The following is a 17,233-nucleotide window of genomic DNA, read 5'->3' as shown; positions in this document are numbered from 1 at the left end:
TCACCGCACCCCGTCGTAGTCCCAGCCGTTCTGCTGGGTGTCGGAGTAGGTGCTGCGGTAGATGGTGCCCCGGCCGCTCGGGTCGGGCATGCCGGCGGCCGGCGGCGGCGCGGACGGCGGCGGCGGGACCGGCTCGGCGCCCGCCCGGGACCGCCGGCGCAGCCGGGAGACGACGAACCAGCCGAAGGCGGCCACGCAGGCGACGATGACGACGTTCTGGAGGACGCCGACGTACCCCTCGACGAGGTGCCAGTTGTCGCCGAGCAGGTAGCCGGCGAGCACGAAGGTGCTGTTCCAGATCAGGCTGCCCAGCGTGGTGTAGACGACGAAGGTCCAGACCGGCATCCGTTCCACGCCGGCGGGGATGGAGATCAGGCTGCGGAAGATGGGGATCATCCGCCCGAAGAAGACCGCCTTGACGCCGTGCTTGAGGAACCACGCCTCGGTCCGGTCCACGTCGCTGAGCTTGACCAGCGGCAGCCGTTCGGCGATGGCCCGGACCCGTTCCCGGCCCAGCGCGGCGCCGATCCAGTAGAGCGCGAGGGCGCCCAGCACCGAACCGAGGGTGGTCCAGAAGATCGCGCTGACCACACTCATCCGGCCCTGGCCGGCGACGAAGCCGGCCAGCGGCAGGATCACCTCGCTCGGGATCGGCGGGAAGAGGTTCTCCAGGGCGACGGCCAGGCCGGCGCCGGGGCCGCCGAGCCGTTCGACCAGGCCGGTGACGTAGCCGACCAGGCCGTCCTGGGGCGGTTCGGCCTGACCGGCGGCGGCGAGCAGGGCGTGCGGCGCGCTACGAATCATGACCCACACGCTACGAACCCTTCCTGGGAGCCGGCCATGGGGCCGGCCGTCGATCCCGGCGGGCGGTCCGCACCAGCGGGGGTGCGGAAAACCACAGGGTCACCGCCTATCCTGCGGGTCCGCCGAGAAGAGGAGCCGCCATGCGTACGCCGTTGCGCATCGTCGTCGCGCAGCCGCCCTGTGTCGCGTACGACGTGGGGGCGAACGCGGCGACGCACGCCGCCACGGTCCGCGCGGCGACCGCCCGGGTGGTGGTCTTCCCCGAGCTCTCGCTGACCGGCTACCAGCTGGACGCCCCGCCGGTGGACGTCACCGACCCCCGGCTCGGGCCGCTGGTCGAGGCGTGTGCCGACACCGGTGCGCTGGCACTGGCCGGCGCCCCGGTCGCGGGTGAGCACATCGCCATGCTGGCCGTCGACGCCACCGGGGCGCGGGTGGCGTACCGGAAGATGTGGCCCGGCGGGGCGGAGGGCGACCGCTTCTCCCCCGGCCCGGCGCCGGCGGTGCTGACCGTGGACGGCTGGCGGCTCGGGCTGGCGATCTGCCGGGACACCGGGATCGCCGAGCACGCGGCGCGGACCGTGGCGCTCGGCGTCGACGTCTACGTCGCGGGCGTCCTGGAGCACGCCCGGGACGCGGCCGTCGCGCCCGAACGGGCGCACCGGATCGCCACCACCCACCGGGTGCACGTGGCGGTGGCCAGCTTCGCCGGGTCGACCGGCGGCGGCTACGCCGAGGCGGCCGGCGGGTCGGCGATCTGGGCACCGGACGGCAGCGTGCTCGCCCGGGCCGGCGACGCGCCGGGCGAGACGGCCGGCACGACGCTGACCTGACCCCGCCCGGGCTGCCCGCCGGCGGGACGGTCAGCCGTGCCGTGCCGCCCGGGCCGCGACCGCCCGGGCCGTCTCGTGGTGCGATGCGGCCCGCTCCGGGTGCCCCAGGGCGGCGGCGAGGGCGCCGAGGTGCCCGGCCACCGGGCCGAGGGTGAGCACGCCGCTGCCCGCCCCGGCCAGCTCGTCGGCGGCGGGCAGCAGTTCGGCGTAGGCGTGCCGCATGGTGGCCCGGTCGTCGAGGGCGAGCGCGGCGCGGGCGGCGAGGCAGAGCCGGGCCTCGCGGAGCAGGTCGTGCGGCGACTCCGGCAGGGCCCGCAGCGCCTCGGCGGCCTCGTCCCGGCGACCGGCCCGGAGCAGCACCAGCGGCCGGGCCCACGGCTGGTACGGCCCGAAGTCCCAGCCCGCCCAGTCGTCCGGGTCACCCGGCGGCGGTCCGGCCGTCAGCCACCCCGCCTCGGCCTCCGGCCCGGCCAGCCGCAGGCAGAGCAGCGCGAGGGCGAGCAGCCCCTGCTCCATGCCGGGCATCCCGCTGCCGGCGAGGCGGGCCTGGGCGGCGCGGTACCGGGCCTCCGCGGCGGCCGGTTGCCCGTTCACGGCCAGCCGCAGGGCGGCGTACCAGCCGGTGAAGACGCCCACCAGCGGCAGGTCGTACCGCTCGGCGAGGCGGTCGGCGGCACTGGCGTGGGCGTCCGCGGCGGCGAGGTCGGCCAGCGCGCAGTGGGCCTGGAGCAGGACGAGGTGACCGAGGACCTCGAAGCTCACCAGCTCGTGCCGGGCCGCCAGGTCGACCAGTTCGGCGCCGATCCGGGCGCGCTCGCCCGCGAGGCCGGTGCGGGCGAAGGTGTGCAGGTAGCGGGCGTTCAACGCGACCGCCAGCAGCGCCGGGTCCGCCAGCCGCCGGGCGATGGCCTCCGCCTCGCCGGCCGCCCGGCGGCCCCGGTCCGTGGTGGTCCCCCGCAGCTCCAGGGCGAGGGTGCTCAGCAGCCGGCCGCGCCGGGCCGGCTCGTCCCCGCCGGGTGCGGCCAGGGCCCGCTCCGCGGCCCGGACCAGTTCGCCGGAGAGCCGCTCGTCGTCGTTGCGGGTCCAGCTCGCGGGCACGTCGAACGCGGTCAGCAGGCTCGTGGTCAGGTCGGGTTCGTCGAGCCGGGCGGCGGTGGCGAGCGCGGCGGACCGGAGCCGGCGGGCCTCGTCGAGGTGACCGGTGACGGCGAGCGCCCGGCCCAGGCCCATCACCGCCACCAGCCGTCCGCGTACGTCGCCGCCACCGGCCCGGTCGTGGGCGGCGACCGCCTGCCGCCACCGGCGGGCCGCCTCGTGCGGGCTGAACCGGCGCTCGGCCTGCTCGGCGGCGGCCCGGGCGTAGCGTGCGGCGCGCGGCGCGGTGGCCCGGCTGGCGGCGTGGGTGAAATGGTGGGCCAGGGTGGCCACGTCCTCCGGGTGCAGCCGTTCGACGGCCGCACCGGCGGCGGCGTGCCACCCGGCGCGGCGCGGCGCGGACAGGTCGCCGTAGAGGGTGTCCCGCACCAGGATGTGGGTGAACCGCAGCCGCCCGTCGGCGCCGTGTTCGGTGAGGAAGCCGGCGTGCAGGGCGTGGTCCAGCGCGTCGAGCACTGTCGCCGGGTCACCGCTCATCGCGGCGAGGACCTCCGGGTCGACGTCGCGGCCGAGGACGGCGGCCTGGCGCAGCACGGTCCGTGCGTCCTCCGGCAGCCGGCCGAGCCGGTGCCGGATGACGTCCCGCACCCCGGCGGGCACCTCGCGCAGCGCCGCGTCCCCCTCGGCGGCCAGCAGCCGCGCCAGCTCGCGGACGAAGAACGGGTTCCCGCCGCTGCGCTGGTGGATCAGGTGCACCACGGACGGGTCGAGGTCCGGCCCGGCGACCGCGCGGGCCAGCTCGCCGGTCGCCGGCTCGGCGAGCCCGCCCAGGTAGACCCGGACCGGCTCGGTGCGGGCGACCCGGGCCAGCGCCGCGGTCAGCTCCGGGCCGATCTCGGCGGCCCGGTACGTGCCGACCACCAGCACCGGGCCGGTGACCGGCTCGGGCTCGCCGGCCAGGGCGGTCAGCAGGTCCAGGCTGTCCGGGTCGGCGCGGTGCAGGTCGTCGACGACCAGCAGCACCGGCGCCCGGGCGGCGGCCGCGGTGACCAGCGCGGCGATGGCCCGGTGCAGGCGGAACCGGCGCGCCGCCGGGTCCTCGACCCGGTCCGGACCGGGCGCCGGGGTGGGTCCGGCCGGCGGGGTCGGAGGGCTGTCGGGCGCGAGCGCCGAAGCGGCGAGCGGGGTCGCGGGCCCGGCCGGCGGGGTTTCCGGTCGGGCCGGGCCGGTGGGTTGGGTGGCCGCCGTGAGGGCGTCGGTGAGCTGGGTCCACGGCCCGGCGACGGGCGCGCCCTCGTACTCGGGGCTGCGGCCCCACGCGGTCGTCCAGCCGGCGGCCGAGAGGCGCCGGGCGAGCGCGTCGGCGAGCGCGGTCTTGCCGGCGCCGGCGTCGCCGGAGACCAGCGCGAGCGCGGGCCGGCCGCGCTGGACGACGCGCTCGGCGGCCTGCCGCAGCTGGCCGAGCTCCTCGCCCCGACCGACGAACGGCCGCCGGTTCTCGGCCACGTCCGGCGACGGCACCGCGGCCGGCCCTGCCTCGCCGACCGCCGTCGGCGCCCCGGCCGGTGTCGGGCCCCCGGCCGGCACGGGCCCTGCGGGTGGCACGGGCCCGGTTGGTGGCACCGGCCCTGCGGCCGGTACGGGCTCGGTGGATGGCGCGGCCCCGGCGCTCGGCACGGGCCCGGCGGGTGGCGCGGGCGCGGTGGGCGACACCGCCCCGGCGGGCAGCACCGGCCCGGTGGGCGGTTCCGGCGGGGTGAGGTGCGGGGCCTGGGCGAGGATGTCCGCCTCCAGTTGCCGCAGCCGCGGGCCCGGGTCCACGCCGAGTTCGCTGACCAGGGTGGCGCGGGCCTGGCGCAGCGCGGCCAGCGCCTCACCCTGGCGGCCGGACCGGTAGCGGGCCAGGGCCAGCAACGCCCAGGCGTCCTCGCGGAGCGGGTGGGCGGCGGTGTGCGCCCGCAGGTCGGTGGCGGCCTCGGCGGCCCGGCCCAGCGCCAGCAGCGCCTCGGCGCGGCGTTCCACCGCCAGCGTCCGCAGCTCGTCCAGCCGGTTGATCTCGGCGCGGGCCCAACCCTCCCCGGCGAACTCGGCGTACGCGGGGCCGCGCCACAGGGCGAGCGCGTCCGTCAGGCGGTCCAGCGCCGCCCCGGCCCGGCCGGCGGCGAGCTGCCGGCCCGACTCGGCGACCGCGTCCTCGAACCGCCAGGCGTCGACCGCGTCCGGCGCGGCCCGCAGGGCGTAGCCGGGCGGGACGGTGACCAGCGTCCGGGCGGGTTGTCGGGGCCGCCGGTCGGGCTCCAGGGCCCGGCGCAGATCGGCCACGAAGGTCCGGACCGCCGCGACCGCACCGTCGGAGGGCTCCGCCCACAGATCACCGACGAGCCGCTCGACCGGCACCACCCGGCCCCGGGCGATGAGCAGCCGGGCCAGCACCGCACGCTGCCGGGGCCCCTTCAGCGGGACGGGACCGCGGGCGTCGAGGGCGCGGACCGGCCCCAGCACGCCGAAGGTCACCCCCTCCGTCACCGCCCCGGTCATGGCACCAATCTAGGTCGGTGCCCGGTGGCGAGGTGATCGTCCTGGCCGGTGCGTGCGGAGCGGCACTCATCCGCTGCTCATCCGCCGCTGATCGCGGCCGGTCAGGCTCGACGGGTCCGAGCACCGGCGGCCCGCCGGTGACACCAGAGCTGACATCCAGGAAGGCCCGTCGTGAACCAGATCCCCGGATTCGACTACCGCCGCGTCACCGTCGCCGACGGCGTGGCGCTCAACGTGGCCGTCGGCGGCTCCGGCAGCCCGATCGTGCTGCTGCACGGCTTCCCGCAGACCCACCTCATGTGGCGGCACGTGGCCGCCGACCTCGCCGCGGACCACACGGTGATCTGCCTCGACCTGCGCGGCTACGGCGACAGCGACAAGCCGGCCGACGCCGACGGAACCGCGTACTCGAAGCGGACGATGGCCGCCGACGTCGTCGCGCTGGCCCGGGCCCTGGGGCACGAGCGCTTCGCCCTGGCCGGGCACGACCGCGGCGCCCTGGTCGCCATCCGCGCCGGCCTCGACCACCCGGCCGCGGTCACCCACCTCGCCTCGCTCGACGTGCTGCCCACCCTGGACATGTGGGAGGTGATGCGGGGCACCAGCGCCGCCGTCGGCTTCCACCTCTACCTGATGGCCCAGCCGCCCGGCCTGCCCGAGCAGCTCATCGGCGCCAGCCCGGACGCCTTCTTCGGCCACTTCCTCGACATCTGGACGCGGGACCCGGAGGCCGTCCCGCCGGACGTGCGGGCCGCGTACCTGGCCGCGTCCCGGGCGGCGGTGCCCTCGATCGTCGCCGACTACCGGGCGTCGGCCGGCATCGACGTGGCCCACGACGAGGCCGACCGGGCGGCCGGCAACCGGCTGCGGATGCCGGTGACAGTGCTCCAGCAGGACTGGGGCGCGGCGCTGGGCTTCGACGCCGCCGGGCTGTGGCGGGCGTGGGCGGCGGACCTGGAGCACCGCACCGTCTCCTGCGGGCACTTCATGGCCGAGGAGGCCCCCGCCGAGGTCGTCAAGGCGCTGCGCGCCCTGCTGGCCCGGTGACCGCGGCGCCGGTGCCGTGGCGGCGGGTCGACCGTCGCGCGCGGCACCGGCGCGGGACGGCAGCGGCGGCTCCGGCCCGGCTAGGGTGGCGGCGTGACAGTGTCGCTCCCCCTCGCCTCCGGCCGGGACGCCGACGTGGTCGCCGTCCGGACGCGGCTCGGCCCGTACGTGGCCGACCGGGTGGCCGAGGCGGCCGCCCTGATCCGGGCCGGGGCGACCGGATGACCGGCCGGCTGGCCCAGCTCTGGCGGTACCCGGTCAAGTCGATGCTCGGCGAGCGGCTGGGCGCGGCCGAGGTGACCGCGACGGGGGTGGCCGGCGACCGGGGGCTGGCCCTGGTGCACCGGGAGACCGGCCGGGTGGCCAGCGCCAAGCACCCCCGGCACTGGCGCGGCCTGCTCACCCTCCGGGCGGCCGGCGCCGCGCCCGGACCGGTGCGGATCACCCTGCCCGACGGGCGGATAGTGTCGAGTGTGGACGGCGACGTGGACGAGATTTTGTCCCGGGTGCTCGGCGCGCCGGTGACGCTGACCGGCACCCCGCCCGACGGGGCGGTGCTGGACCGGGCCCGTCCGGAGGCGGTGCTGGACGCCGGCGTCACCGCGGACGTGCCGGTGGACCTGAGCCCGCTCGGCACCGCCGCGCCGGGGACGTTCTTCGACTTCGCCCCGATCCACCTGGTCACCACCGCCACCCTGCGCCGGCTGGCCGCCGGCGGCAGCGGGGCGGCGCACGCGCCCGGCAGCGCCGGCCCGCTCGGCGACACCATCGGGGCGCCGGAGCGCGGTGACGGGCCCGGCGGCGGCTTCGAGCCGGTGCGCTACCGGCCGAACCTGGTGATCGACGTCGCGGCCGACGGGTTCGTGGAGAACGACTGGGTCGGGCGCGAGCTGCGGATCGGCGATGCCCTGGTGCTGCGGGTGCTCGCGGCCACGCCGCGCTGCGCGGTGCCGACCCTGGCGCACGGCGGGCTGCCCCGTGCGGTGGCGGCGCTGCGGGCGCCGGCCCGGCTCAACCGGATCGCGCCCCTGCCCCAGCTCGACCCGCAGCCCTGCGTCGGCGCGTACGCACAGGTGGTGCGGGCCGGGCGGGTCGCGCAGGGGGCGCCGGTCGAGGTCGGCTGAGCCGGCTCAGTCGTCGTCCTCGTTGTCGCCGGGCACCCCGGTGACCCGGTCGAGCAGGTCGTTCAGGCGGTCGGCGGCGTCCGGCGAGATCCGTTCCCGCTCCTCCGCCTCGGCGATGCGCTTGCGCAGGTCCTCGATCCGCTTGGCGCGGTCCTTCGGCTTGCCCCGGGCCAGGTCGACGAGCTTGTCCCGCAGCTCCTCGACCGTCCGCCGGTCGATCTCGCCGCGGGCCTGGATCTGGGCGAGCAGCGCGGCGAACTCGGCGGCGAGTTGCCGGAACCCGACCGGCTGCGCTCCGCTGCCGGTCGACGGTGGGGCGCTGCTCGGCTCCGGCGCCGGCTCGCTGCGGCTGGGCGGCGCGGCCGGGGCGGTGGCGGACGGGCCGGCCGCGCTCGGCGCGTTGCCGTCGCCGTCGGCGAGGACGAGCACCCCGACCAGGCCGACCAGCAGCGCCAGGCCGGCGGCGACCAGCCCGGTCAGCGCCCGGTTCGGCCGGTCGGGCGCCCGCTGGGGCGCCGTCGGGCCCGGCACCGCCCCGGCGGCCGGCCGGGGGTGCGCCAGGGACCGGTCGACCAGGGTGGGCGGGTGCCCGGCCGGCGGGCGGGCGGTGCCGACGGGCACGGCCGGCAGGATGGCGGTCGGCGGGTCGGCCGGCTGACCGGCGCCGAACCGGCCGGCCAGCTGCGCCGCGGTGGGGCGGCGGGCCGGGTCGGCGGCCAGGCAGGCCAGGGTCAGCTCGGCGATGTCGGCGGGCAGGCCGGGGATCCGCAGCGGGGGCACCGGGGTGTGCCGGGCGTGCACCTCCATCGCGTCCTCCCAGGTCTGCACGGGCAGCGGGGCCCGACCGGTGAGGGTGCGGTAGAGCAGCGCGCCGAGGGCGTAGACGTCGCTGGCCGGATCCGGCGCCCCGGGCCTCATCCGCTCCGGGGCGAAGTAGGCCGGCGTGCCCATCAGCAGCTCGCCGGTCTGCCCGGCGAGCGGATGGTGCGGGCCGGCGAGGGCGGCGATGCCGAAGTCGAGCACCTTGGCGCCGGTGTCGGTGAGCATGACGTTGCCCGGCTTGATGTCGCGGTGCACCACCCCGATGCGGTGGGCGGCGGCGAGCGCCGCGGCGACCTGGCCGGCCATCCGCACCGCGTCGGGCCAGGCGAGCGGGCCGGTGGTGAGCCGGTCGGCCAGGTTGCGCCCCTCGACCAGCTCCATCACCAGGTACGGCACCACCGTGCCGCCGGCCAGGGTCGCTTCGCCGTAGTCGTACACCTGGGTGACGTGCGGGTGGGTGAGCCGGGCAGCGGCGCGGGCCTCGCGCTGGATGGTGGCCCGCAGCTGCGGGTCGGCGGCCAACTCGCCGGCGAGCGCCTTCACCGCGACCGGGCGACCGAGCACCTCGTCGTCGGCGCGCCACACCTCGGACATCCCGCCGAGGCCGATGCGCTCGCGCAGGACGTACCGGTCGTGCAACCGAAGGCTGGGACTGAACGGCGACATAGGCATCCAGTCTGCCTGGCCCGCCGGACCGGCCACCAGCCGCGGTGCCCGGTCCGGCACCGGCCGTGCCCGATCGTGCCGGTACGTCCGGTCTCGCGGGTGGCGGCCGCCACCCGCGAGGGCGGCTACGAGCAGCGCGGCGGCGCCGGCAGCGGCGCCGGCTGGATCCGGTCGGCGAGCCGGCGCAGCGCGGCGGCGGTGGCTCGGCGGGTGGGCGCGAGCCGGGCCGACCGGGGCCGCTCGGGGCGGACCGGCGCGTCCGGCCGGGCGGAGTTGACGTGTCGGGTCACCGCGTCGATGGCGAAGATGTAGCCGGTGGGCTGTTCCATGGTCAACTCCTCGGGACGGGTCCGGTGGTCGACCGGACGACGAGTGCGGTGGGCAGCAGGACGTGCCCGGCGGTGGGTTCGGTGGGCGGGTCGAGCAGCAGTTCGGCGGCGATGCGCCCCTTCTCCTCGGCCGGCTGGCGGACGGTGGTGAGGCCGACCTCGGCGGCCTCGGCGATGTCGTCGAAGCCGGTCACCGAGACCGGCGGCCGGCCGGGGTCGCCGTGGGCGGCGAGCGCGTCGAGCACGCCCAGCGCCAGCACGTCGGAGCAGGCGAGCACGGCGGTCGGCGGGTCGGCCGCGGCGAGCGTGTCGGTCACCGCCGCGGCGCCGGCCGCCCGGCTGTTGTCGGCCGCGTTGAGTACGGTCAGCTCGGACCAGTCGACGCCGACCTCGGCGAAGGCGTCGGCGAACCCGGCGAGCCGGCCCCGGGTGGTGGGGTGCGGGGCGTCGTCCGGCCCGGCGAGCCGCAGCGGGCCCGGCGTCGCGCCCGGCAGCACGCCGTCGCCGAGCAGCGCCACCCGCCGGTGACCGAGCCCGGCCACGTGGGCGGCGATCGACCGGGCCGCGGCGCGCTCGTCGATGCCGACGTACCGGTCGGCGGGGCCGGCGTCCGGGCGGGGCACGGTGGTGACGATCGGCAGGCCCCGCTCGCGGAGCACGTCGACCACCCAGCCCTCGTCGCCGACGCAGTAGACGCAGAACCCGTCGACCGCGGCGTTCTCCACCGCCCGCCGGGCGGCGGACTCGTCGGGCGGCACCGGCACGAGCAGCAGGCTGGTGCCGTGCCGCTCGGCCGCGGCGGCGACGCCGGCCAGGAAGCGGACCGCGAACGGGTCGGTGAAGGCGTACGACAGCACCGGCTCGAAGAGCACGCCGATCGCGCCGACGTAGCCGCGTCGCAGCGACCGCGCGGTGGGGTTGGGACCGGGGTAGCCGATCCGCTGGGCGGTCTCCAGGATCCGCCGGCGCAGCTCGGCGGAGAGCTGGTCGGGACGGCTGTAGGCGTTGGAGACGGTGCTGCGGGAGACGCCGACGGCGTCCGCCACGGCTTGCAAGGTCGGCTTCACCGGCACGCCTCCTTCTGGATCGATTCAGTCTGGATCGATTCAGAGGCTAGCCGGAGGGCGCACATCGGTCAACGGGAATGCCGAAAACGACCGTCGGACGTGCGGTTCCCCGGCGCGACCGACGGTGCGGTGACCGGCGGGCGGGGCGGCGGTCAGGGCTTGCGGGCGACCGCTCCGTACATGCTGACCTCGGCGGCCGACGGGCGGGGCCGTGGTTCGCCGTCGGCCCGCCACTCGGCGACCGAGGTGAGGCCGGGCTCGACCAGGTCGAGGCCGGTGAAGAACCGGGCAACCTCGGCGCGGCTGCGCAGGGCGATCAGGCCGTGCGGGCCGCCGGCCCGGCCCGCCGCCCTCGCCTCCGCGGCGACCTCCGGCGGCAGGTGGTCGGCGGTGGCGTGCGACGCGGCCAGGTAACTGCCGGCGGGCAGCGCGTCGAGCAGCCGGCCGACCACGCCCCACGGGTCGTCGGAGTCCGGGACGAAGTGCAGGATCGCCACCAGCATCAGCCCGACCGGCCGGGACAGGTCGATGGTGCGCCGCAGGTCGGGGTGGGCCAGGATCCGCTCCGGGCCGCGCAGGTCCGCGTCGAGGTACGCGGTCGCGCCCTCGGCCGAACTGGTGAGCAGCGCCCGGGCGTGGGCGAGCACGATCGGGTCGTTGTCGACGTAGACCACCCGGGACTCGGGCGCGACGGCCTGGGCGACCTCGTGGGTGTTGTCGGCGGTCGGGATGCCGGTGCCGATGTCGAGGAACTGGCGGATGCCCGCCTCGCGGGCCAGGTGGCCGACGGCGCGCTGGAGGAACCGGCGGTTCTCCAGGGCGGTGGTGCGGATGGTCGGGAAGGCGGCGGCGATGGCGTCCCCGGAGTCCCGGTCGGCCTGGAAGTTGTCCTTGCCGCCGAGCCAGTAGTTGTAGCGGCGGGCCGGGTGGGCAACCGAGGTGTCGATGCGGTCGCTTCGGTGGGCGGGTCCGGTCGGGTGCCCCGGGGCATCGGTGGTCACGGCCGCCTCCCCGACTCTCGCGCCACCCGCCGGTGGGGCCGTCCACTGTCGCTGGTCGCCCATGCCAGCGCCGGAGAGCCGATCACTGCGGGTAGAGCTCGTCGCGGATCCGAGCGAGCAGTTCCGGCGTCCGTTCCGGCGGCTCGGCCTCGACGCAGAGCCGCTCCATCGCCACCGCGTAGTAGTCGAGGTCGTCGCGCTTGTCGAGGTAGAGCGCGCTGGTGAGCTGCTCGATGTAGACGATGTCGGGCAGGTCCTGGTCGCCGAAGCGCAGGATGCTGAAGGCGCCGCCGGCCGCGGCGTGGCCGCCCGCGGTGAACGGGACGACCTGCAACCGGATGTTCGGCGCCGCGGTCGCCTCGATCAACGCGGTCAGCTGTTCCCGCATCACCGCCGGCCCGCCGATCGGCCGGCGTAGCGCGGCCTCGTCGACCACCGCCCAGAGCTGGGGCGGCTGCGGGCGGCGCAGCAGCTGCTGGCGTCGCATCCGCAGGTCGACCCGGCGGTCGACCTCCGCGGCGTCGGCCCGGGAGTGGCCGAGCAGCACCACGGCCCGGGCGTACGCAGCGGTCTGCAACAGGCCGGGAACGAACTGCACCTCGTAGGTGCGGATCAGCGCGGCGGCGGCCTCCAGCCCGAGGTAGGACTGGAACCAGCTGGGCAGCACGTCGCCGTAGCGGTGCCACCAGCCCGGGCTGTTCGCGTCGCGGGCGAGCTTGAGCAGCGGTTCCCGCTCCTCGGGCGCGGTGACGCCGTAGAGGGTGAGCAGGTCGGCGACGTCGCGCTCCTTGAAACCGACCCGGCCCAGTTCCATCCGGCTGATCTTGGATTCGGAGGCGCGGATCTCCCAGCCGGCGCCCTCCCGGGTCACCCCGCTGGCCTCCCGCAGCCGCCGTAACTGGGCGCCCAGCAGCATCCGCAGCACGGTCGGGCCGGTCGCCGGACCGCCCTCTGCGGAAACCATGGTCATGTGCCGCCCTCCGCACCCCGACCGGGCGCTCCCGCCCAGCCGACGTGTAAGCATGCCATGAACCGTGAGTGAGGTGTACTCCTCCGAACCGGCGGATCGGGTCCGGTCGACGGGACGGCCGGTCAGCCGATCAGGTGGTCGAAGTCCCCGTCCCGCGCGCCGAGCACGAACGCGGCGATCTCGTCCACTGTGTAGATCAGCGCCGGACCCTCCGGGTAGCGGGAGTTGCGCACCGCGATGCCGGCCCCGCCGGGCAGCTCGGCCAGCTCGACGCAGTTGCCGCTGGGGTTGCTCCGGCGGCTCTTCTGCCAGGTGAGCGGGGGCAGCTGGTTGATCGGAACGCCGTTGGGTGGCTGCTGCATCAAGCGGTGTCTTTCTCTCCGGGAGCCCGCCGGCGCCGGCCGGGATTGCCGCGGCGGTCGACGAAAGGCTTCCTGCACGTGCATCTGCTCTTGCATCTGCATCGGACGGCGAGCATGATAACGCACGTGAATGGTGCTCAGCCGTTCACGCTGAGTTACTCCGCGCCGGCTTGTTCTGGCCGGACAGCAGCCGCCCGGCGACGGCCGGAGGCGTTGCGCGATGGGAGGGTTCGTGCCGGATCCGATGTCCGTGGCGTCCGGCATCTGCGCCGCTGGCGCGCTCCTCACCTCCTGGCAGCTGCGGCAGCGGGCGCTGCGCGCCGAGGCCGAGATCGAGCATCTCCAGGCCGAGCTGGCGGCCGAACGGCACGCCGCCAGCCACGACCCGCTCACCGGCCTGCCCAACCGGCGCGCCTTCTACCGCCTGGCCGCCACCCTGCTCACCCGCGCGGACGGCCGGACGCTGATCGCCGTGGTCGTCGACCTCGACGACTTCAAGCAGGTCAACGACCGCTTCGGGCACGCCGCCGGCGACCAGGTGCTGATCATCGTCGCCGAGCGGTTGACCGCGTTCGCCGGCGACAACCTGGTGGCCCGGCTCGGCGGCGACGAGTTCGCCGGCCTGCTGGCCAGCCCGACCGTCGACCGGCGGTGGATCGACCACGCCACCCGGCGGCTCGGCGAGACGCTCGGCGCGCCCATCCCGCTCGGCGGCCGCAGCGTACGGGTCACCGCGTCGGTCGGGCTCGCGCCGGTCACCGGCCCGGCCCAGCTCACCGAGGCGCTCGGGCGCGCCGACGCCGCGATGTACCGGGCCAAGAGCCTCGGCACCGGCCGGGCGCCCCGGCAGCTGGTGGACAGCCCCCGCCTCGCCGAGTGCTGACCACGCCCCTGGGCGCGCCGGTCAGGCCCGGGCCGGGCGCAGGTCACCCAGCTTGACCGCGTACCGGTTACCGTCGGCGGCCTCGGCCCGCCACAGCAGGGCGCGCCGGTCGGCGCCGAGGTCGACCGGCTCGGTGGCGGTGAGGCGCACCCCGAAGTCGCGGTGCACCCACTCGGTCAGCGGCAACGGGTCGTCGGCCATCGGTACACCGTGCCAGCGGCGGTCGGTACGTGCGTACCGAATATCGCCGCCGGCACGGCGGAGCGCCGCGGCCGGTGCCGGTCGCGGCGCTCCGCCGGCGGATCAGGCCAGGGTCTTCAGGTACTCCTCGAGCGCGTTGTAGGACTCGGCGGCGCCCTGTTCCATCCCGGAGCCGACCATGCCGTCCCGCTCCTCCTTGGTGTCGAAGCGGGTGGTCCCGGTGACCACGGTGCGGCCGTCCTGCTCGGTGAAGACCAGCGTCTCCACCGCGACGTGTCCCGGCATGCCCTCGTACTCGAAGGTCTGCACGATCCGCTCCGGCGCCTGGATCTCGCGGAACTCGCCCCGGAAGCCGTAGGAGTTGCCGTCCTGGGCGTGCTCGACGTAGCGGTAGCGGCCGCCCACCCGGAAATCGATCTCGACGTCGAGCGGGTTGCCCCGCCCCCACCAGCGCTTCAGGTGTTCCGCCTGGGTGTGCGCGGCGAAGACCAGGTCGCGCGGGGCGTCGAAGACGCGGGTGAGGGTGATCTCGTGGTCGGAGGGAAGCTCCACGACCAGGTTACTGAGCTGACTCATCGCTGTTCTCCTTCAGTTCTCGCAGGTAGCTGTCCAACGTGTCGTAACGGTCGTCCCAGAGCCGGCGATACTGGTCGACCCACTCGGCGAGCGTGCGCAGCGGCGCCGGGTCGAGGCGGCACCGGCGCCACTGCGCCTCGCGGGTGCGCACGATCAACCCGGCCCGCTCCAGCACGTTGAGGTGCTTGGAGATGGCCTGGACGCTCACCGGGAACGGCTCCGCCAACTCGTTGACGGTCGCCTCGCCGGCCGCCAGCCGGGCCAGGATGGCCCGCCGGGTCGGATCCGCGAGGGCGGCGAAGACGGTGCTGACCGGATCTGCTGACATCATCTCTCTCAACCATCTGGTTTATAAACCGATGGGTTGAACATACTCGTCCGAGCGCTGCTGTCAAGACGGTTCGGGAAACGGTTCCGGTGGTTCGAGGTGTTCCGCGCCGGCCGTCGGGTATGTCGGCCACAGTTGCCCGACGGAAGGACCCGACGTGTCGATCCGCGCCCTGGTGCTCAACTGCACGTTGAAGCGGTCACCCGCCCCGTCGAGCTCCGACCTGCTCGGGCGGGAGGTGCTCGCCGCCCTCGCCGAACAGGGCGTCGACGGCGAGCTGATCCGGGTGGTCGACCACGACGTACGGTTCGGGGTCTCCACCGACGAGGGCGACGGCGACGAGTGGCCCTCGCTACGGACCAAACTGCTGGCGGCGCAGATCCTCGTCATCGCCACGCCGATCTGGCTCGGCCAGCCGTCCAGCGTGTGCAAGCTCGTCCTCGAACGGCTCGACGCGGAACTGTCCGAAACCGACACCGAGGGCCGGCTGCGCACGTACGGGAAGGTGGCCGGCGTGGCGGTGGTCGGCAACGAGGACGGTGCGCACCACACCATCGGCCAGGTGCAGCAGGCGCTCAACGAGGTCGGGTTCACCTGCCCGGCCGCCGGCGCCACCTACTGGGTCGGCGAGGCGCTGCACAAGCTCGACTACCGCGACGCCGGGCCGAAGCCGGACACCACCGGCCGCACCACGAAGGCGCTGGCGCTCAACGCCGCGCACCTGGCCCGGCTGCTGGCCGAGCGGCCGTACCCGCCACCGGGCGCCACGAACGCCGGGGTCGGTCCCAGCCGGGAGCCGGCCTGACCGGGCTGACGCCGGGTCAGCGCCACCCGTAGCCGGCGCGCAGCGCCCGGCCCACCCGGTCGAAGCGGGCCCGGTCCAGCACCGCACCCTCCCGCCGGATGCTGTCCTCGCGCATGGTCAGCACCCGGTCCAGCCGCACCCAGCTCGGCCGGTTGTCCCGGTCCCAGGCCCCCGGGCCGAGGGCCAGCCAGTGCCGCTGCCCGTCCCGCTCGCTCTGGCTGGACAGCATCAGCCCGAACAGCGTCCGGCTGTGCCGGCCGACGACCAGCACCGGGCGGTCCTTGCCCTGGCGCGGGTCGTCCTCGTACGGCACCCAGGTCCAGACGATCTCCCCGGGGTCGGCGTGCCCGTCCAGCTCCGGGGCGTACGTCAGCTCACGGCGCTGCAACGCGGCGACCTGGCGCCGGCGGGCGACCTGGGCCGGCGCGGGCCCGGACCGCCGGGGACGCGGGACGACCGCGCTGCCCACCCGACCGATGCGCGCCGCCACGTTCCTCAACAGAGCAGCCACGGCCGGCAGCCTATCCCCCGCGCCCCGCCGGCCCGGCGCAGGCCGGCGGCAATCCGGTGGAACTCCCCCGGTGGTCTCGTCGATGATCGTCGGCATGTCCATGCCCGCCCACCAGGTCCGCGCCCGCTACGGCGCGGAGACCATCACCGTCTACCAGGCGTACCCGCCGGAGATCGCCCGCGCCGCGCTGGCCGCCGGACGCTTCGTGCCACCGTTCAAGCGGGAGCGGATGACCTGGATCAAGCCGTCGTTCCGGTGGATGATGTACCGCTGCGGCTGGGCCACCAAGCCGGGGCAGGAACGCGTGCTGGCCGTCGAGATCACCCGGGCCGGGTTCGAGTGGGCGCTGGCGCACGCCTGCCTGAGCAGCTACGACCCACAGCGGTACGCCGACCGGGCGACCTGGTCGCGCCAGTTGCGAGCCAGCCCGGTCCGGGTGCAGTGGGACCCGGAGCGGTCGCTGCGGCTGGCTCCGCTGCCGCACCGGTCGGTGCAGGTCGGCCTCTCCGGCGAGGCGGTGCGGCGGTACGTCGACGAGTGGCTGGTCGGCCTGACCGACGTGACCCCGACCGCCCGCGCCATCCGCGAGTTGCTCGACGCCGACGACGACCCGGCCGCCGAGGCGCTGCTGCCGCCCGAGCGCCCGTACCCGCTGCCGCCCGAGGTCGCCGCCGCGGTCGGCGCGACGACAGTCTGACGGATCCCGCCCGCCGCGTACCGACCGGTGGCGACGACGAGCGGGTGTCGAGCCGTCGATGCCGCCTGCGTCCGGCCGGCGCGTGCTTGACTGGGGCGGTCGGTGCGGGCGCGGGCGAGGGCGGTGGCGGATGACCTTCGAGGTACGGACGCGGAGCCTGCCCGGCAGGCCGGCGGCGATCGGCTCCGCCGGGGCGTACACCCTGGTGGTGGACCGACCCGCGGACGGCGGCGGCGACGGCCTGGGGTTCAACGGGGGCCAGTTGCTCTACCTGGCGGTGGCCGGCTGCGTCTCCAACGACCTGTTCCGGGAGGCACGGGCGGCCGGCATCGAGCTGTGGCGGGTGGAGGTGACCGTGCGCGGCGACTTCACCGGCGAGCCGGCGGTCTCGACGGAGATCACCTACGACGTCCTGGTCGAGGGGAACGCCCCGGCCGAGCGGCTCGGCGAGCTGGTCGGCCGGGTGGACGCGATCGCGGAGATCCCCAACTCGCTACGCGCGGGCACGCCGGTGCGGCTGGGCCGGGCCGACGTGGTGGGCGGCGTCGGTGCCTGATCCGGCACGCCGGCGCGG

At 76.3% G+C, this 17,233-nt stretch carries 20 protein-coding genes; 8 read left to right on the top strand and 12 right to left on the bottom strand.

Annotated elements, in window-relative coordinates; all coding sequences use genetic code 11:
• Positions 1–804: a DedA family protein gene (locus SM577_RS20250; RefSeq protein ID WP_474579648.1), complete on the bottom strand. Its 804-nt coding sequence runs from the start codon at positions 802–804 to the stop codon at positions 1–3.
• A 140-nt stretch (positions 805–944) separates the two neighbouring features.
• Between SM577_RS20250 and SM577_RS20245 the strand changes: the two genes are divergently transcribed.
• Positions 945–1,637, top strand: coding sequence for a carbon-nitrogen hydrolase family protein (locus SM577_RS20245; RefSeq protein WP_302921373.1), 693 nt, complete (start codon positions 945–947; stop codon positions 1,635–1,637).
• Positions 1,638–1,667: 30 nt separating this feature from the next.
• Here SM577_RS20245 and SM577_RS20240 read toward each other — a convergent pair whose 3' ends face one another.
• Positions 1,668–5,270, bottom strand: coding sequence for a BTAD domain-containing putative transcriptional regulator (locus SM577_RS20240; protein ID WP_474587711.1), 3,603 nt, complete (start codon positions 5,268–5,270; stop codon positions 1,668–1,670).
• A 171-nt stretch (positions 5,271–5,441) separates the two neighbouring features.
• Between SM577_RS20240 and SM577_RS20235 the strand changes: the two genes are divergently transcribed.
• From SM577_RS20235 to SM577_RS20225, 3 genes are all read left to right on the top strand, one after another.
• Positions 5,442–6,317, top strand: a complete 876-nt coding sequence (locus tag SM577_RS20235) for an alpha/beta fold hydrolase (RefSeq protein WP_474587710.1) — start codon at positions 5,442–5,444, stop codon at positions 6,315–6,317.
• A gap of 93 nt (positions 6,318–6,410) precedes the next feature.
• Positions 6,411–6,542, top strand: coding sequence for a hypothetical protein (locus SM577_RS20230; RefSeq protein ID WP_474587709.1), 132 nt, complete (start codon positions 6,411–6,413; stop codon positions 6,540–6,542).
• Positions 6,539–7,441: an MOSC domain-containing protein gene (locus SM577_RS20225; protein ID WP_474587708.1), complete on the top strand. Its 903-nt coding sequence runs from the start codon at positions 6,539–6,541 to the stop codon at positions 7,439–7,441. The genes SM577_RS20230 and SM577_RS20225 overlap by 4 nt, the downstream gene beginning before the upstream one ends.
• Positions 7,442–7,447: 6 nt before the next feature.
• Here SM577_RS20225 and SM577_RS20220 read toward each other — a convergent pair whose 3' ends face one another.
• From SM577_RS20220 to SM577_RS20195, 6 genes are all read right to left on the bottom strand, one after another.
• Positions 7,448–8,929, bottom strand: a complete 1,482-nt coding sequence (locus SM577_RS20220) for a serine/threonine-protein kinase (RefSeq protein ID WP_474587707.1) — start codon at positions 8,927–8,929, stop codon at positions 7,448–7,450.
• A 125-nt stretch (positions 8,930–9,054) separates the two neighbouring features.
• The gene (locus SM577_RS20215) at positions 9,055–9,258 is read right to left on the bottom strand and encodes a hypothetical protein (protein ID WP_302921366.1); all 204 of its coding nucleotides are present in this window, start codon (positions 9,256–9,258) and stop codon (positions 9,055–9,057) included.
• A gap of 2 nt (positions 9,259–9,260) precedes the next feature.
• Complete coding sequence (locus SM577_RS20210; protein ID WP_302921365.1) at positions 9,261–10,325, bottom strand: LacI family DNA-binding transcriptional regulator; 1,065 nt, start codon at positions 10,323–10,325, stop codon at positions 9,261–9,263.
• A 152-nt stretch (positions 10,326–10,477) separates the two neighbouring features.
• Complete coding sequence (locus tag SM577_RS20205) at positions 10,478–11,326, bottom strand: SAM-dependent methyltransferase (RefSeq protein WP_474587706.1); 849 nt, start codon at positions 11,324–11,326, stop codon at positions 10,478–10,480.
• Positions 11,327–11,408: 82 nt separating this feature from the next.
• Positions 11,409–12,296, bottom strand: a complete 888-nt coding sequence (locus SM577_RS20200; protein WP_302921363.1) for a helix-turn-helix domain-containing protein — start codon at positions 12,294–12,296, stop codon at positions 11,409–11,411.
• A 122-nt stretch (positions 12,297–12,418) separates the two neighbouring features.
• Positions 12,419–12,658: a DUF397 domain-containing protein gene (locus SM577_RS20195; RefSeq protein WP_302921362.1), complete on the bottom strand. Its 240-nt coding sequence runs from the start codon at positions 12,656–12,658 to the stop codon at positions 12,419–12,421.
• A gap of 232 nt (positions 12,659–12,890) precedes the next feature.
• Between SM577_RS20195 and SM577_RS20190 the strand changes: the two genes are divergently transcribed.
• Complete coding sequence (locus tag SM577_RS20190; protein ID WP_302921361.1) at positions 12,891–13,541, top strand: GGDEF domain-containing protein; 651 nt, start codon at positions 12,891–12,893, stop codon at positions 13,539–13,541.
• 21 nt (positions 13,542–13,562) lie between these two features.
• Here the strand turns inward: SM577_RS20190 and SM577_RS20185 are convergent, their stop codons facing one another.
• From SM577_RS20185 to SM577_RS20175, 3 genes are all read right to left on the bottom strand, one after another.
• Positions 13,563–13,742 (bottom strand): hypothetical protein, encoded by a 180-nt coding sequence (locus SM577_RS20185; protein WP_474579656.1) that lies wholly within the window; start codon positions 13,740–13,742, stop codon positions 13,563–13,565.
• 102 nt (positions 13,743–13,844) lie between these two features.
• Positions 13,845–14,318, bottom strand: a complete 474-nt coding sequence (locus tag SM577_RS20180) for an SRPBCC family protein (protein WP_302921359.1) — start codon at positions 14,316–14,318, stop codon at positions 13,845–13,847.
• Positions 14,302–14,646: an ArsR/SmtB family transcription factor gene (locus tag SM577_RS20175; RefSeq protein ID WP_088994463.1), complete on the bottom strand. Its 345-nt coding sequence runs from the start codon at positions 14,644–14,646 to the stop codon at positions 14,302–14,304. The genes SM577_RS20180 and SM577_RS20175 overlap by 17 nt, the downstream gene beginning before the upstream one ends.
• Before the next feature lie 157 nt (positions 14,647–14,803).
• Here SM577_RS20175 and SM577_RS20170 point away from each other — a divergent pair, with 157 nt between their 5' ends.
• The gene (locus SM577_RS20170) at positions 14,804–15,451 is read left to right on the top strand and encodes a flavodoxin family protein (RefSeq protein ID WP_474587705.1); all 648 of its coding nucleotides are present in this window, start codon (positions 14,804–14,806) and stop codon (positions 15,449–15,451) included.
• Between the two features lie 16 nt (positions 15,452–15,467).
• On the opposite strand, the gene SM577_RS20165 is transcribed toward SM577_RS20170, so the two are convergent.
• Positions 15,468–15,962 carry a type II toxin-antitoxin system PemK/MazF family toxin gene (locus tag SM577_RS20165; protein ID WP_474587704.1) on the bottom strand — a complete coding sequence of 165 codons (495 nt, stop codon included), beginning with the start codon at positions 15,960–15,962 and terminating at the stop codon, positions 15,468–15,470.
• 94 nt (positions 15,963–16,056) lie between these two features.
• On the opposite strand from SM577_RS20165, the gene SM577_RS20160 reads away from it, so the two are divergent.
• Both SM577_RS20160 and SM577_RS20155 read left to right on the top strand, forming a co-directional pair.
• Complete coding sequence (locus tag SM577_RS20160; RefSeq protein ID WP_474587703.1) at positions 16,057–16,659, top strand: DUF4291 domain-containing protein; 603 nt, start codon at positions 16,057–16,059, stop codon at positions 16,657–16,659.
• 130 nt (positions 16,660–16,789) lie between these two features.
• Positions 16,790–17,215, top strand: a complete 426-nt coding sequence (locus SM577_RS20155) for an OsmC family protein (protein ID WP_302921353.1) — start codon at positions 16,790–16,792, stop codon at positions 17,213–17,215.
• Positions 17,216–17,233 lie beyond the last annotated feature (18 nt).

It is taken from the genome of Micromonospora desertarenae, assembly GCF_056150265.1.
The sequence above is the reverse complement of the archived record's forward strand: the minus strand, read 5'-3'. Positions and strand labels throughout refer to the sequence as shown.

Coding starts and splice junctions, on each gene's coding strand:
- SM577_RS20225 (WP_474587708.1), top strand. CDS start 6,539: ATGACCGGCCGGCTGGCCCAGCTCTGGCGGTACCCGGTCAAGTCGATG.
- SM577_RS20175 (WP_088994463.1), bottom strand. CDS start 14,646: ATGTCAGCAGATCCGGTCAGCACCGTCTTCGCCGCCCTCGCGGATCCG.
- SM577_RS20245 (WP_302921373.1), top strand. CDS start 945: ATGCGTACGCCGTTGCGCATCGTCGTCGCGCAGCCGCCCTGTGTCGCG.
- SM577_RS20195 (WP_302921362.1), bottom strand. CDS start 12,658: ATGCAGCAGCCACCCAACGGCGTTCCGATCAACCAGCTGCCCCCGCTC.
- SM577_RS20220 (WP_474587707.1), bottom strand. CDS start 8,929: ATGTCGCCGTTCAGTCCCAGCCTTCGGTTGCACGACCGGTACGTCCTG.
- SM577_RS20240 (WP_474587711.1), bottom strand. CDS start 5,270: ATGACCGGGGCGGTGACGGAGGGGGTGACCTTCGGCGTGCTGGGGCCG.
- SM577_RS20160 (WP_474587703.1), top strand. CDS start 16,057: ATGTCCATGCCCGCCCACCAGGTCCGCGCCCGCTACGGCGCGGAGACC.
- SM577_RS20250 (WP_474579648.1), bottom strand. CDS start 804: ATGATTCGTAGCGCGCCGCACGCCCTGCTCGCCGCCGCCGGTCAGGCC.
- SM577_RS20185 (WP_474579656.1), bottom strand. CDS start 13,742: ATGGCCGACGACCCGTTGCCGCTGACCGAGTGGGTGCACCGCGACTTC.
- SM577_RS20200 (WP_302921363.1), bottom strand. CDS start 12,296: ATGACCATGGTTTCCGCAGAGGGCGGTCCGGCGACCGGCCCGACCGTG.
- SM577_RS20155 (WP_302921353.1), top strand. CDS start 16,790: ATGACCTTCGAGGTACGGACGCGGAGCCTGCCCGGCAGGCCGGCGGCG.
- SM577_RS20180 (WP_302921359.1), bottom strand. CDS start 14,318: ATGAGTCAGCTCAGTAACCTGGTCGTGGAGCTTCCCTCCGACCACGAG.
- SM577_RS20215 (WP_302921366.1), bottom strand. CDS start 9,258: ATGGAACAGCCCACCGGCTACATCTTCGCCATCGACGCGGTGACCCGA.